The sequence below is a fragment of the Paraburkholderia sp. RHO2 genome (assembly GCF_050955445.1).
In the GTDB taxonomy this organism is placed as follows: Bacteria; Actinomycetota; Actinomycetes; order Mycobacteriales; family Mycobacteriaceae; genus Prescottella; species Prescottella agglutinans_A.
Genome location: NZ_CP162617.1, coordinates 258,224 through 273,170, shown reverse-complemented (window position 1 = coordinate 273,170; position 14,947 = coordinate 258,224). Strand labels below are relative to the sequence as shown.

Here is a 14,947-nt window from a genome sequence, read left to right as displayed (position 1 = left end):
CGACACGGGCCATGCCCCGCAGGTGCAGACGGACGTGATGGATCCCGAACCGCTCACTCCGAGCGATGGTCCGGCGACCGATGCGGTCCCTGGATCCGAGTTCACCACAGCCGAATCTGTCCCCCGGCCGGTCGCCACCGGGCCACCCGGGCCGGTCGCACCCCCGTCCACGCCGGACGCACCTCGCGCCGCGCGGGATACGCCGACGCCGGTCCGCCCGATTTCCGGTCTTCGCGGCTGGGTCCAGCCCGTCGCCACACCGTCCGCACTGCCGGCACCGTCGGTACAGACGGCCACTTCTGCACCGGCAGCACGCGAGCCCGTGCCACCTGACACGCCCACTCGGGCGTCACCCGAATCTGGGCCACCCGCAACGGCGCCCAATTCCCTACCTCAGCCGATGCCCCACGAGTCGACGCCTTTGCCGACGGGCCCGGAACCGGCACGACCAACTGCTGCCGGAAGCTCACCGGCAGGGGCCCCGTCGACCGATACAGCACTCCCACCCTCGACCAGCCGACACGAACTCGGGACGCCGACCGTCCCCGACACGCAGGCGTCGATCCCGCTCCAACGAACGACGGGGCAGAGCACCGAACCGATGGAGGTGCGCGCCAACCACTCCGCACCGGCGCAACGCCTGCCCGACGATTCGACCGGGCCCGTGGTTGCCGCGGGTTCGCCCGCAGCACGCCCCGGGCCGCCGACGTCGACGCCGACGCCGACGCCGCCCGTGGCGGCCCTCCGCCTCCCTCCGCACACCGAGGCGGCCGTAGCGAACGAGGTCGGCCCACCCCACCGGGACGACCGGGTGGGGCAAGACTCGTGCAGACCGCCCGGTCCCACAGCCTCCACCGCCCGCAGCGACGGGATCAACAGCAGGGCCGACACAACTTCCCTCGACCCTGCGGGAACGCCCTCTGTGCCCAGCGTCTCCCGCAGCCCTGCAGGACCACCATTCACCCCCATCACCGGCCGGGGCCCCGTGCCGACCCCGCCTGCCCCCGGCGCCCCCGGCCCCTCGCCGAACACCGTCGATCGCACAGTTCCACTGCAGCGCAGCGCTGTCCGAGATCACTCCGAACCGCAGCCCGGCGCGGACCCCGCTCCCACACTCGCAACTTGGGTGACCGCGGCACCGACAGACGCCGCCCGCACCACCGCCCCGCACGACAGCGGCCCCACACCCGCACGCCTCCGCCCCACCCACGCACCGCCTGACACGACCGTGCAGGCCGCCCGCGTCGCCCGGTTCTTCCCGCCGCCCGATGCCGGAGCCCAGTCATCCGGAACCCCGTCCGGACTCACCGCCCCGACGGCACAGCGATCCGGGATCCCGATACGGGTAGCGCGGGCGGCCACCCCCGACTCCCGACCGCACCCGACCGCGACCATCCGCGAATCGGGCGGCGCCACCGGCGAACCCGTGTCCTTCACGCAGATGTTCGCGGCGATGGCCGGCAGCGGCGTCGCGGACGGCCCCGGTCGTCCGGCCGCCACCCCGACAGCGCTGCCGATCCAGCGTGTCCCGCTCCCGCACGACACCCACACGACGGCCCGCTCGCCGGAGCACATTTCACCCGAGGCAGTCACCGCCGAACCGACCCCGACACCTCGGTCGGTGCAGCCGAACCCCTCACGACCACCGCACCTCGCCGATCCGACCCGGCCGGCCGCGTTGCCCCCGGCCCCGCTCCAACGAATCGAGGAACCCGACACCCCGCCCGAGGCCACGCCACCCGCCGCGGCCGAAGCGCCATCCTCCGTCGCCGCCCCAGCCACGCCGGCGCCGTCGGAGCCGGCGCCCCCGGCCGGCGGCGGACCGTCGCTGGACGAACTGGCGCGCCAGCTGTACGAGCCGCTCGCCGCCCGGCTACGGGCTGAACTCTGGTTGGACCGCGAACGTTCCGGACTGCTCACCGACCGGTGACGCCGACGACCCGTCACGAAAGGAATTGCCATGGACGACACCGATCCCGCGGTCAGCGTGTGCTTTTCCGTGACGGTCGACTCCTCCCCGCTGGGCAACTTCACCAGCTGTGAGGGCCTGGGCTTGGAGATCGTGCTCGAGCAGCGGGAAGAGGGCGGCAACAACGGGATGGTGTGGCAGTTGCCCACCCGGGTGAAGTTCAGCAACATCAAGCTCTCCCGTCCGGTCGGCAAGGACAGCCACCTGCTGTCCAACTGGGTCAACGACGTCGTCAACGGGTTCGCCCCGACCACCGCGAAGATCGCGGCGATGAACACCGAGGGCAGCGTCGTCGCCGAGTGGTCTCTGTCCGGGGTGGTCCCGGTGCGGTGGACCGGGCCCAGCCTCACCCTCGACAGCCCCAAGGTGGCCACCGAGACGCTGGAGATCGCCCACTGCGGGATCCGCGGGACTGACAGGAGCAAGTCGTGACCGAGGCAGTCGCCATCCGTTCCGACGGCGCCGACACGAAGCCGGGGGCCCGCCCGGGCGCCACGGGCGCGCAGGTGCATGCGAGTCTCGAACTGTACGAGCCGCGGAAGGCGCCGGGCGGCAGCCAGCCCGGCGGCCACCTCGGAAGCATCGACTTCCAGTTCAACCCGAAAGAGGTGACGATCGCGAAGACGGCGAAGTGGGGCAGCAAGCCGACCAAGGGCGCCAAGAAGGCCGGCCCACCGGAGTTCCTGGGCTCCGAGCCGTCCAAGCTCAGCCTCGAGATGTTCTTCGACGCGTGGGAGACGCAGGACAACAGTGTGGTCACCCGGGTGGACGCGCTGATGAAGTGCTGTGTACCCACCGAGAACACCAGCGGTACCGCGAAAGCCCTTCCACCACTGGTCATCTTCACCTGGGGCGGATTGAAGAGCTTCCCCGGCTTCGTGACCCAGGTGAGCGCCAAGTTCACCCGCTTCTCGTCCTCGGGGGTGCCGATCCGCGCGGTGTGCACGGTCAACCTCGAGGAGATGCCTGGCGGCAAGGGCGGGCAGAATCCGTCCTCCCAGTCCGTCGCCGCCCGCTCGACCCACACCATGGTCGCCGGCGACTCCCTCCCACTGCTCGCGCACGCCGAGTACGGCGACACGGCGCTATGGCGGAATATCGCTGCGTACAACGGGATCGACGACCCGATGCGCGTACCGGACGGGACCGCGGTGATGCTGCCCGCCCGTGACGATCTGACGAGGATGTGGTGACGGTGCCGACGACCGGCGGGTTCCAGATCGCGATCGACGGTTCACCGGTGCCCGAGGACGTCTCCGTCCTCCTGGTGTCCGCCTACGTCGACACCAACCTCCGCGTCCCCGACTCGTTCGTCCTTCGGTTCCGGGACCCGGACCGAACGGTGGTCTCCAAGACCGGCGTCACGATAGGCGCGAAGCTGACGATCACCGTCGTCACCGACAGCCACCCCGAGCCGGAACGTCTCGTCGCCGGCGAGGTCACGGCACTCGAGGCCGAACACGAGGCCACCGGCACATTCACCATCCTGCGCGGTTATGACCAAGCGCACCGACTCTTCCGCGGTCGTCACACCGAATCCTTCACCCAGGCCACCGCTTCCGATGCTGCCACCGCCGTCGCACGCCGCGCGGGTCTGGCTCCCGGGCGGATCGCACCCTCCCCCACCGTCTTCGATCACATCTCCCAGTGCGCGGAGACGGACTGGGAGTTCCTCGACCGTCTCGGCCGCGACATCGGTTTCGAGACCACGGTTCGTGACGACGAGCTCAACTTCGGCCCGCCCGAACGTGCCTCGACCGCACCGGACGGCAAGGCGAAGAATCCCCTGGTGCTGCGGTTCGGGGAGGACCTGGTGCGGCTGCGGTCCGTGCTCACGGCGGCCGGACAGGTGGCCCGGGTCGAGGCGCGGGGCTGGGACGTGAACACGAAACGGCCGATCGTCGGGACCGCCGACGCCGGAACCCTCAGCGCGGAGATCCCCGGAACCACACCGGCCGACCTGGCCGCCGCCGTCGGGAACCCGACGTTCACCGGCGTCGCACCCGCCCACCGCACCCAGCCCGAGGCGGACTCCGCCGCGCAGGCCCTCGCCGAGCGGATCGGCGGCACCTTCGCGGAGGTCGAGGGCGTCGCGCGCGGCAATCCGAAGGTGCGCGCCAACGCCTGTGTGTCCCTGCAAGACCTGGGAGCACCGTTCGACGGCAAGTTCCGGCTCACCACAGCCCGGCACCGCTACGACCCCACGACCGGATACACCACGACCTTCACCGCCTCCGGCAGACACGACCGCGGTCTGCTCGGCCTCGTCGGCGGCGATGCCGTGGCGGGGGCCGGGCGCGGCGTGGTCGTCGCACAGGTCACCGATGTGAACGATCCCACCAACAGTGGCCGCGTCAAGCTCAAGTTCCCGTGGCTGTCCGACGATTACGTCAGCGACTGGGCACGCACCCTCCAACCCGGCGCGGGCCTGGCTCGCGGGACGATGCTGCTACCCGAGGTGGGCGACGAGGTCCTGGTGGCCTTCGAACAGGACACCACCGAACGGCCTTACGTGCTGGGCGGTCTCTACAACGGGGTCGACACCCCGCCGACCGAGGGGATCCCGGTCGTCGACAGCGGATCCGGCGAGATCAACCGGCGCTCGTTCGTCTCCCGGCTGGGGCACCGCATCGACCTGCACGACGCGAAGGGACGCACCGAGGGCATCAGCATCGGCACCGCCCAGCGCACCTGCTTCCTGGACCTGGACGCGGTGGGAACCACCGTCACCGTCCACAGCGACGGCACCGTGACGGTCGCGGGGGCGAAGGGCGTCACCGTCGACGCCGGGACCTCGCCGCTCACGCTGAAGGGCCATACCGTCTCCGTGCAGGCGACCAACGGGGTGACGGTGGCCGGTGGCACCGGGGCGGTGTCGGTCGACACGAAGGGCCGCGTGGACCTGCGCGGGGCACAGGTCGCCATGCGCGCCAACGCCACCCTGGACGTCCAGGCGGGCGGCCCCTGCACCGTCAAGGGCCTGCCGATCAAGCTGAACTGACCTCGCACGGAGAGGAGGACCGGACATGCCACCAGCGGCACGGGTGGGCGACCCGACCGGCCATCCCGGTGTCATCGGCCCACCCGGCGAACTCACCGTACTGATCGAGGGCCGCCCGGCCGCCACCGTCGGTACGCCCCATATCTGTTCGTTCCCGCCCCCGGCGGTCCATCCACCGACTCCGCTGCTCCCGCCCGGCTGTCCGACGGTGCTCATCGGCGGGAAACCGGCGGCCCGGGTCGGCGACCTCTCCGGATGCGGAGCGCCAATCATCATGGGCGCCCTGACCGTACTTATCGGAGGCTGACGTGATGTCCGCGGACTTCGTCGGCTCCGGATGGTCCAGTCCGGTGCAGATCGACGCCACCGGAGCCTTCGTGTTGGTCAGCGGCGCAACCGATGTGGAGCAGGCCATCGAGATCATCCTGCGCACCGCGCCGGGCGAGCGGCCGATGCGACCCGAATTCGGTTGTCGGGTCCACGATCATGTGTTCGCACCGACCACGACCGCCACCGCCGCCGCGATCGCGCACGATGTCCGGTCGGCGCTCGAACAGTGGGAACCGCGCATCGACGTCGAACACGTGTACGTCGACTTCGACGAGTCCGACCTCGGCGCGTTCTTCGTCGACATCGGCTACCGGATCCACGGCCGCAACGAGGCCCGCAACCTCGTCTTCCCGTTCTACGTCATTCCCGACGAACCCCCGCCCGGCCCGACACCCGAGCAAGGCAGGTGACCACCGTGCTCCCCGCCCCGAACCTCGACGACCGCGGATTCCAGGAACTCGTCGACGACGGCCGCCGGCTGATGCGGTCCCGGTTCCCGGAATGGTCCGACCACAATCTGTCCGACCCCGGCATCACGCTCATCGAGGCGTTCGCCGCCATGCTGGACCAGCTGATCTACCGCCTCAACCGGGTACCCGACCGCCACTATCTCAAGTTCCTGGATCTGATCGGCCTGGAGTTGCGGCCCGCGTCGGCGGCCCGGGCCCAGGCGACGTTCTGGCTGTCGGCGCCGCAACCGCAGACGGTGACGGTGCGCGCGGAGGCGGAGGTCAGCACCGATCGCACGGACCTGCAGGAACCCGTGGTGTTCGCCACCCTCACCGGCCTCGACATCGTGCCCTGCACCCGCAATCGGGTCGCCGTCTCGGCGGGCGACGCCGATCCGGTCGACCGCACCGTCGACCTCGATCGCGGCGGATTCGACTGCTTCGGGTCGCGGCCCGCGGCCGGGGATTGCCTCCTGATCGGACTGTCGTCGGCGGTGCCCTCGTGCGCGGTGCTGCTGCGACTCGAGTGCCGGGTGTCTGGCGTCGGCGTGGATCCCCTGCGCCCGCCGCTCGTGTGGGAGGCCTGGACACCCCACGGCTGGGTGGGCTGCGAGGTGGATCGCGATGAGACCGGCGGGTTCAACAAGCCGGGTGATGTCGTGCTCCATCTACCCTCCGACCATTCCGCGTCCGTGGTCGCGGGACAGCGCGCGGGCTGGGTCCGGTGCCGGGTGGTCGCGCCGCTCCCCGACCAGCCGATGTACTCGCGCTCACCGCATGTCGATGCGATCGCCGCGATGACGGTGGGCGGAACCGCCCCCATCGCCCACGCCCGCGCGATCCGCGACGAGGTGCTCGGGGTGTCCGACGGCAGTGCTGCGCAGCGTTTTCCGCTCCGCCTCGGCCCGGTCGTGCCCGGCGCCGAGCCGGGGACGCTCACCGCGACGGCCGCCGACGGCGCGGTGTCCGAGTGGACCGCGGTCGACGACTTCGCCGAGTCCGGTCCGGAAAGCCCGGTGTTCCACGTCGACGCGGTGTCCGGGGAGATCGCCTTCGGACCCGCCGTTCGCGAAGCGGACGGATCGGTGCGCAACTACGGCGCCGCACCACCCAAAGGCGCCGTGCTGCAGTTGCACTCGTACCGGGTCGGCGGTGGCACCCGCGGGAACATCGGCGTGGGCCAGATACGGGTGCTCAAGACCTCGGTTCCCTACGTCGCCCGGGTGGAGAACCGGATCGCGGCCGTCGGCGGCGCCCAGGCCGAGACCGTCGAGGAGTTGAAGGCGCGCGGACCGGTGGTGCTGCGGTCCAGGGGCCGCGCCGTCACGACGGAGGACTTCGAGCAACTCACGCGGGAGGCCGCCCCCGAGATCGCGCGCGTGCACTGTCTCGGTGAGGAATCCGGTCTCGTCCGGGTGCTGGTCGTCCCCCACGTCGCGGACGACGAGGCCGGCCGCGTCCGCATCACGGACCTGGCACCGCTGCCGGAGACGCTGCGACACATCGCGAAGTTCCTCGACCGGCGCCGGTTGATCGGAACCCGGGTGATCGTCGAACCCCCCGAGTACATCGGGGTGACCGTGGCGGTCGGGCTCACCGCCCTGACCGGCAGCGACGAAGCCAGCGTCAAGGCGGACGTCTCACGCCGGCTGTGCGGTCTGCTGCACCCACTGCGCGGCGGGCAGGGCGGCACGGGGTGGCCGTTCGGCCGCAGCCTGCGGGTGCACGAGGTGAACTCACTGCTGGCATCGGTTCCCGGCGTGGACATGGCCGGTGAGATCACGGTGCACATGTTCCCCACCGATCCGCACACCGGCCAGCGCGGTGACGCGACCGATCGGATCCTGGTGCCCGACAACGGATTGATCTGCTCCTACCGACACTCGGTCCTGGTGCAGTGATGCGCGGGACGGTGGACCGACTGGGCACTCCCCGACCGCTCGGGGCGACACTGCCGGCGTTGTACCTCGACGACCACTACGTGCAGGGCATCTGCGAGGTGGCGGACCGACTGCTGGCTCCGGCCTTCCTCGTCCTCGACTCCTACCATGCATACCTCGACCCCACCACCACGCCGACCGACGCGCTCGACTGGCTCGCCGGGTGGCTCGGGCTCGCGCTCGGCACCGACGAGTCGCCCACGCGCAAGCGCGAACTGGTGCGGGCGGGGGCCGAGTTGCTCCGATGGCGCGGCACCGCGACGGGTGTACGGGACGCCGTGGCCGCGGCCTTCGGGGTCGACGTCGAGGTGGTGGAACCGGGGGGCGCGTCGTGGTCGGACCGACCGTCGTCGACACCGGAGCTGCCGACCCAGGTCGGGGTCACGGTGCGCGTCACCGCCACCGATCCGGCGCACGTGGACGTCGCCCGCTTGGATGCCCTGGTCGCGGCCGTCACTCCGGCGCACGTGCCGCACCGGGTGGAGATCGTCGGCCCGGATTCGTGACGGCCCCTCCCGCGACCTCGGCACGCGCCCGCGAGTAGTCGCGTCGGGTCTGGTCCGCAGCACACCGGTCGCCGGCGGCCTCGTCGAGCGCGATGAGGAGTTCCCACGGACGGTCCTGGTAAGGATTGAGCCGGACGGACATTCGCGCCGCCTCCCGCGCATCGTCACCGTCACCGAGGGCCCGGCAGTCCTCCGCGAGCGCGGTGGCCGCTTCCGCCGCCGCCCGGCGCAACCGATCCCGGTTCTCCGTGACGAACTCGGCTGGGCCGTCCTCGGGCAGCAGATCGCCCCGATAGAGATCGAGGGCCTCGCGCCGCATGCGCACCCGATCGGCGATCCCGTCCGGCCCGATACCCGAAGCGCCGGCGAGGACCTCCTCGAATGCACACACGTCGCTGACGGTTCCCCTCGGCAACTGCAATCCGTAGGCCTCACCGCGACGACGAATGCCCACTCCGGTGCCCCCGAGGAGCGAGCGGATGCTCGAGACCGCCACCTGCAGGCGATGGCACGCGACGTCGTGCTCCACCCCTGGCCACAACGCCTCCTCGAGCACTTCGCGGTGCACGTGCCGTCCGGAATGGAGCGCGAGAATACGCAGGAGCGCAGCGGCTTTCGGACGTATTCGGGACGTATCGACGGGCCGCCCACCTACCTCGAAGCCGAACCCGCCGAAGCAGCGGACGGCAACCCGAAACGGAGTCGGGGTGCCGGCCCGCGCAGACCTCGGCGCCTCCCCGAGCAGTTCCGCCAGCCCGAGCACCTCCAGGGTGCGGCGTGCATCCACTTCCGCCGAGGTCGGGACGGCCCCGGCCCCCTGACCCACCCGCTCCCGCGCGAGAGTCGCCACCGCGTGTGCACCGCGCACCCGGAGCGCGCGGCAGCGCCCGGCCAACTGCGCGAGCGCCCCCGCGTGGCCTTCCAGCTCGCGCGCTTCCAGACACGCGAACACCTGGGCCCACACTTCCCCCACCTCGGCGCCCGCCTTCGCGAACAGCTCGCCGGCATCCGTGAAATCGTTGTGCGCCTGTTCGTCCCGATGCCTGGACCGAACGAGGGCGGTCGACATTCGGAGGATCGCGGCTCCCCAGCGGTCGCCGGAGTGGACGCACTCCCGAACCAACTCGTCGCAGGCTGCGAGCCGCCAGCGCGCCGAGACGGCGAGCGCGGCCTCGTGGCACCCTCGACTCAGCCGGGCAAGCCACGGGAAGCCCGCAAGCTCCGCATCCAAGGAGATTTCGCCGAGCCGATCGGTCGGGTCGCCGGGCGCCCCGAACACGACATCGACGACGGATCCCGCCAACCTGGCGAACAGGCTCGCGACCGGATCGGATTCCTGTTCGGCCGACTCCGCCAACGGCTTCCGCGCACCGACCAGATCGCCCATCGACACCGCGACCAGACCCTCGATCAAACGGGCATGCGGGCCCGCGGGCCGGGAACCGCCCTGAGCGGCCGACGGGGTCGTCCGCAGCGCCGACCGCACAGGCGCACTCCAGTGCTCGGGTCCGCCCGTGCGCACGCCCCCGCCGCCCGGTCGCCACAACTCGACGAGAGCCCGTTCGCGGCGGCAGACGGTCTGGTACTCGGGATCGTCGCAGAGGTCCTGGGCCCGCCGATATGCCTTGCCCGCCTCGGCGAGCGCACCCGTCCTGCCGAGGCGTCGGGCCTCGGCCATCGCCAGCCAGGGATCCTCGCGCAACATGTGCGGAGGAAACGGGAGATCGCCGAGCGCCGAGGCGACCTCGGAGGATTCGTGCACCAGCCGACCGACCGCCACCCAGTTCCCGGCCTTCGCGTGCGCGATCGCCGCGTCCCGATGGTGCTGCGCGGCCTCGAGCAGCCCGGCACTCCGCGCATACCAGGCCCTGGCCTGCGCGATCCCGTACTCTTCGACCAGTTCCGACTCGAGGTGGGTGCGGAGCACCTCGTGGTAGCGGTAGGTCGACCCGTCGTCGTCGCAGGTGGTGAACAGCTGTCGTCGCTCGAGCAGATCGAGCACCCGGCCGCTCCCGGTCTCCCCCAGCAGGCCGTCGCACAGTGGGCCGGTCAACCGCCCCAGCGTCGCCGTCGTGAGCATGAACCGCCGCGTCTTCTCCGGGAGTTCGGCGAGGACGTTGCGGGTCAGGTACGACCGGATCAGCTTGGACCGCCCGCCCAGCTCCTCGACGGCGTGCTCGCGCCCGGCGGGCGTCCGGCCCGCAGTGGCCAGCCGGAACAGGGCCAGCCCGGCCGCCCACCCCCCGGTGCGGCGAGTCAGGGCGGCCGCGGATTTGGGCGCGATCGGCTCCTGGAAGATCTTCGCGAACAGTTCCTCGACCTCCCAGTGGCGGAACCGCAGATCGTCACCGTCGATCTCGTGAACCGCCCCGGAGACACGGAGTCGGGGCACGTTCAGGTCGGGAGCCCGGCGGCTGCCCATGAGCACCCGCAGACGTCGTGGGCGCAACGCGACGAAGCGGGCCAACGACGCGGATGCCTCGCTGTCCTCGATCTCGTGGATGTCGTCGAGGATGAGCAGCGCACCGGACCCACGCCATCCGTCGAGGCGGCCGAGCAGGTCGGCCATCGTCTCCACTTCGGCGGCCTCGACCCTGGTCACCGGCATCAAGGTGTGCGCGAGGTGGGCGACGAGACCGGCCTCCGAGCGATCGTCGGACGCCGTCCGGTACCACCCGACCGGGACTTCGCTGCGGTCCGCCACCCACGCGAGGAGCGTAGTCTTTCCGGCGCCGGCTGGGGCGACCACCAGGCCGAGCGAGCCCGAGGGCAGCGTGCAGAGGGGGTCCACCAGACGGCGGCGGATCAGCCCGTGCACCGACGGGCGTCGAAGCTTCTCCCTCAGGACGATCTGCGAAGTCATCGGAACCGACGAGGCGAACCGCTCCACGGTCGAAGCCTATGAATGTTTGCTCGTACCCACCGCATTGCTCGTACCTTCGCCCGACACAGCGCCGCTCGATCGTCATGCAGTCGTGGTAGACCCTTCATGATCTTAACGCCGTGCGCGTCGCCCACCAGACCGCACAGCCGGAAATCGAACCCGCCGACGCCCGGTACGCGAGGTTCGTGCGTGGTCGGTGTTCGGCGCGAGGGGGTATCGCGCGTGGTTTCGGCCAGCGCATACTGGGGAACATGACCGTGCGGAAGGTCGAACGGCTCCGCTCGAGTGTGTTCGACGCGGCGCTCGGATCCGCCGACAGTATCGAGTTCCGGCACGCAGTTCTCGACGCGATCCGCGCCCGAATCCCCTACGACATCGGCCTCATGGTGATGGTCGATCCGGCGACACTGCTACCGACGTCGCAGACGACGGTCGGCGTCGCCTCCGTACCGACACAAGCCATCGAAACTGCCGCCCGCGTGGAACACGGCCCGCCGCCGTACGGGAATGCTATCGGCAAGACGGCCCGCAACCCTGTCGGGGTCGAGCGGATACGCGATGCCATCGACGGGGATATCCGGGGCACGCCGCCTTACACCGCGATCCTGGAACCGAACGGAATGGACGACGAGATGCGGTTCGTCGTTCGCGGGCGCGACAAGCGCTGCTGGGGTGGCGGGACGGTGATGCGGGGGCCCGGACGGCGGTTCAGCAGCGCGGAGGTACGGCTTCTCGCCGGCGCCACTCGCGCGATCGGCGAAGGCCTTCGCCTGTCGCTGCTCCGGCAGGCACCTCGGATGCCGGCGGAGGCACCGAGCGGTCCGTCCGTGGTGATCGTCGGGCCCGACGACGAGGTGGAGTCGGCGACGGCACCGGCGGTGGCGTACCTGGACCGGATCGGTGACGAGAGCGGATCCCGGATGGTTCCCGCCGTGTTCGCGGCGGAGCGCTTGCGACACTCGGGCGCCGCGGCCGCCGTCACGCGGGCCCGAACGATCGACGGGGAATGGGTCGCCATCCGGGCCGGGAAGCTCGACGGCCACGGCACAGCGGGGCGGGTGGTCGTCACCCTGGAACCGGCAGGACCCGCGGAGATCGTCTCGCTGCTGGCCGCCCTGCACGGCCTGACGACCCGGGAGGCGGAGGTGCTCGAGCACATCCTCGCCGGTCAGACGCGGGTCGAGGTCGCGCATCAGTTGTTCGTCAGCCCGTACACGGTGCAGGACCATCTGAAGAGCATCTATGCGAAGGTCGGGGTCAACAGCCGCCAGGAACTCGTCGCACAGTTGTTCTTCACCCATTACCTGCCGCGGTACGACTCTCCGGTCGGGCCGGACGGCTGGTTCGCCGGCGCAGGCAACCGAGTCGACCGATGACATCGATGCCATGCCAGACATCCTGATCGTCACGGCCGACGGCGGCGGAAACGTGCCCCTCACGTTGAGGATAGGGCGAGAGCTCCTGCGCCGCGGAAACCGCGTTCGCGTCCTCGCTCACGCGGCGCTGCGCCTCACCGTCGAGCGCGCCGGACTCGAATTCCGGGCCTACCGGAACTCGCCTCCGTGGACTCCGCACGACATCCACGGCACGTGGAGGCTTGTCACCCGGATGCTCGCCGTGATGACGAATCCAGTTCTGGGGCAGGACATGGTCGACGAGATGCGCGAGGATCCGGCCGACGTCGTGGTGATCGACTGCATGCTGTTCAACGCGCTCGACGCGGCGGCGCGGGAGGGACTGCGTCACGCCGCCCTGTTCCCCACGTTCTTCGGGTGCCTGGACGAGATGATCGGACGCAGCCCCTTCGGGATCGGTGGCCGGCTGAAAGGGCTGGAACCGCATCGACTCTGGCGGCAGGCCGACCTGGAACTGGTGTGCTCGGACCCCGAGCTCGACCCGGCAGGCAGACGGCCCCATGACGGCCGCCTGGTGTGGACCGGCGCGGTGCACGATGCGAAAGGGCCGGCGGTGGACCATGTGCCGCCACGGGTGCTGGCCAGCCTCAGCACCGGAGGCTTCCCGGGCCAACGCCGGGCCTTGCAGTACATTCTCGACGCCGTCGATGGCCTGGACATCGAGCTGATGGTGACGACGGGTCCCGCCGTCGATCCGGCAGATCTGCACGCACCTGCCAATGCCACCGTCCACCAGTACATTCCGCACGACGAACTGATGCCGACATGCTCCGCGGTGATCGGTCACGGCGGGCACGGCACCACGTTCCGCGCCCTTGCGCACAGCCTGCCGATGCTGATCCTGCCGATGTCTCGGCTGACCGATCAACCGACGATCGGCAGGACGGTGGTCGCGGCGGGGGCCGGAAAAGTGCTCCCGAAGAAGGCGCACCCCAGTCGGATTCGCGGCGCCCTCGAAGAACTCCTGTTGGCAGAGAGCTACCGGACCGGAGCCGCCGCACTCGGCGCCCGAATCCGAGCCACCGATGGGGCGTCGGCCGCTGCGCACCGGATCCTGACGCTGACCGACCACTGATCACCGACGTCGGCAACGACGATGCCTTCTCCCCGGAACGAGGGATGATGATCGCCTGCTGGCGCCGACACCCATGGAGCGAGTGAAGAGACTGTGCTGCAGGGCGTTCGCACCGGTCATCGGTCGTATCGAATTCGGTGACCGAGGGGTCACCCGCCGAGTTCTCGCACGAGCAATCGCGATGCACGACCGGACCCCGGTCGTGACGATGGTCGGCTCGCTGAACTCGTTCCTGGCCTATGACGAGTCCTGGACGGGTACCCGCCCCTGTCCGCGGTTCCCACGCTGATGCTGTGTGGTTCGGCGGATCTGGTGACGCCATGCACGAGCACGCTATTCGTGGCCGGTCATCGTCTCCCCGGGTTGGGCGCCCCACCGGATCGCGGCGGCGGCTGCGAAATCACCGGCGTGTGCGAATCCGGCGAGCAGCACCAGCGATCCGTTCGGGATCCGGCCGGCCCGGTTCTCGACGTCGAGGGTGACCGGGATGGCGGCACCGAAAAGGTTTCCGCACTCGTCGAACGTGTCCGGGTACTGTTCGGGCGCGAGTTCGAGAGCGTCACGCCAGTTCCGCAGGAACAGCCGGTTGGGTTGGTTGGTGACGAACGTGCCGATGTCGGCGGACGTCACGCCGATGCGCTCGCACACCGCGGCTGCCACCTCGGGGACGAGTCGGTTTCCGCGGGTGAAGACCGTGGCAACCTTCGAGGGGGTGAAGGCGATTCGCAGTTGCCCGGTGCCGGGTGCCCAGTACTTGCGAGGTGGGTCGCTCTCGGCCGCCACATCCCCCGCGAACTCGGGGTGGTGGCAGGTCTCGACGCCGAGGATGGGCGCGCGGTCCGAGATGCCGAGGAGCGCGACTCCGCAGCCATCGCCGGGAACCGCGGCCTGCGCCAGCATACGGACGTCGGGCTGGGTGAAGATCTGGCCGGCACTGTTCTGCGTCGTGACGATCAATGCCGTGCGCGCAGTGCCGGTGGACAGGATCGTTCGGGCGAGTTCGAGCATGTGGATGAACGCGGCGCAGCCGCCGTTGTGGATGTCGAGGATCACCTCGGGGCCCATGTCCAGTCGGCGTGCCAGGTCGGCGCCGCAGCCGAGCGCAGGCAGGTCCGGCAGTTGGGTGTGAGTGATCAGGACGTCGATGTCCGCGATGGTTGTGGTGCCGTGGCGCTCGATCAGCGGTGCGATGGCGCGGTCGGCCATGTCGACGGCGGATTCGTCGGCAGCCACATGATGGCGGTGGGTGGGTGCGCGGAACATGACGTTCCGCGCCATCCGGTCCGAGCGTGCGTACCTGGTGAAGTATTCCGTGCCGACCGGGTCGCCGGGCAGGTAGCTGGCGACGTCGAGCAGGCTGACGGCGTTCATGCGACGC

Annotated in this window: 12 protein-coding genes; 10 read left to right on the top strand and 2 right to left on the bottom strand. The window is 70.4% G+C overall.

Annotation, left to right across the window (positions count from 1 at the left end):
- The first annotated feature begins 1,126 nt into the window (after window positions 1–1,126).
- From ABTV10_RS01150 to ABTV10_RS01115, 8 genes are read left to right on the top strand one after another with little or no spacing between them, the layout of a single operon-like run.
- Complete coding sequence (locus tag ABTV10_RS01150) at window positions 1,127–1,930, top strand: hypothetical protein (RefSeq protein ID WP_499031995.1); 804 nt, start codon at window positions 1,127–1,129, stop codon at window positions 1,928–1,930.
- Between the two features lie 30 nt (window positions 1,931–1,960).
- Entirely contained in the window at window positions 1,961–2,401 is a 441-nt protein-coding gene (locus ABTV10_RS01145; protein ID WP_114723713.1) for a phage tail protein, read from the top strand.
- Window positions 2,398–3,162, top strand: a complete 765-nt coding sequence (locus tag ABTV10_RS01140) for a CIS tube protein (protein WP_499031994.1) — start codon at window positions 2,398–2,400, stop codon at window positions 3,160–3,162. Before ABTV10_RS01145 ends, ABTV10_RS01140 begins: the two co-directional genes overlap by 4 nt.
- Entirely contained in the window at window positions 3,159–4,970 is a 1,812-nt protein-coding gene (locus ABTV10_RS01135) for a VgrG-related protein (RefSeq protein WP_499031993.1), read from the top strand. Before ABTV10_RS01140 ends, ABTV10_RS01135 begins: the two co-directional genes overlap by 4 nt.
- Before the next feature lie 25 nt (window positions 4,971–4,995).
- Window positions 4,996–5,277, top strand: coding sequence for a PAAR domain-containing protein (locus ABTV10_RS01130; RefSeq protein ID WP_114723711.1), 282 nt, complete (start codon window positions 4,996–4,998; stop codon window positions 5,275–5,277).
- 4 nt (window positions 5,278–5,281) lie between these two features.
- The gene (locus ABTV10_RS01125) at window positions 5,282–5,710 is read left to right on the top strand and encodes a GPW/gp25 family protein (RefSeq protein WP_499031992.1); all 429 of its coding nucleotides are present in this window, start codon (window positions 5,282–5,284) and stop codon (window positions 5,708–5,710) included.
- Complete coding sequence (locus ABTV10_RS01120) at window positions 5,707–7,650, top strand: putative baseplate assembly protein (protein ID WP_499031991.1); 1,944 nt, start codon at window positions 5,707–5,709, stop codon at window positions 7,648–7,650. Before ABTV10_RS01125 ends, ABTV10_RS01120 begins: the two co-directional genes overlap by 4 nt.
- Entirely contained in the window at window positions 7,650–8,195 is a 546-nt protein-coding gene (locus ABTV10_RS01115) for a phage tail protein (RefSeq protein WP_499031990.1), read from the top strand. Before ABTV10_RS01120 ends, ABTV10_RS01115 begins: the two co-directional genes overlap by 1 nt.
- On the opposite strand, the gene ABTV10_RS01110 is transcribed toward ABTV10_RS01115, so the two are convergent.
- Window positions 8,143–11,085: an AfsR/SARP family transcriptional regulator gene (locus tag ABTV10_RS01110; protein WP_499031989.1), complete on the bottom strand. Its 2,943-nt coding sequence runs from the start codon at window positions 11,083–11,085 to the stop codon at window positions 8,143–8,145. The genes ABTV10_RS01115 and ABTV10_RS01110 overlap by 53 nt on opposite strands.
- Before the next feature lie 245 nt (window positions 11,086–11,330).
- On the opposite strand from ABTV10_RS01110, the gene ABTV10_RS01105 reads away from it, so the two are divergent.
- A complete protein-coding gene (locus ABTV10_RS01105; protein ID WP_499031988.1) occupies window positions 11,331–12,455 on the top strand; it encodes a helix-turn-helix transcriptional regulator in 1,125 nt (374 codons plus the stop codon).
- 10 nt (window positions 12,456–12,465) lie between these two features.
- Window positions 12,466–13,569 carry a glycosyltransferase gene (locus tag ABTV10_RS01100; protein WP_499031986.1) on the top strand — a complete coding sequence of 368 codons (1,104 nt, stop codon included), beginning with the start codon at window positions 12,466–12,468 and terminating at the stop codon, window positions 13,567–13,569.
- A 333-nt stretch (window positions 13,570–13,902) separates the two neighbouring features.
- On the opposite strand, the gene ABTV10_RS01095 is transcribed toward ABTV10_RS01100, so the two are convergent.
- Window positions 13,903–14,940, bottom strand: a complete 1,038-nt coding sequence (locus tag ABTV10_RS01095) for a 3-oxoacyl-ACP synthase III family protein (protein ID WP_499031984.1) — start codon at window positions 14,938–14,940, stop codon at window positions 13,903–13,905.
- Window positions 14,941–14,947: the final 7 nt, after the last annotated feature.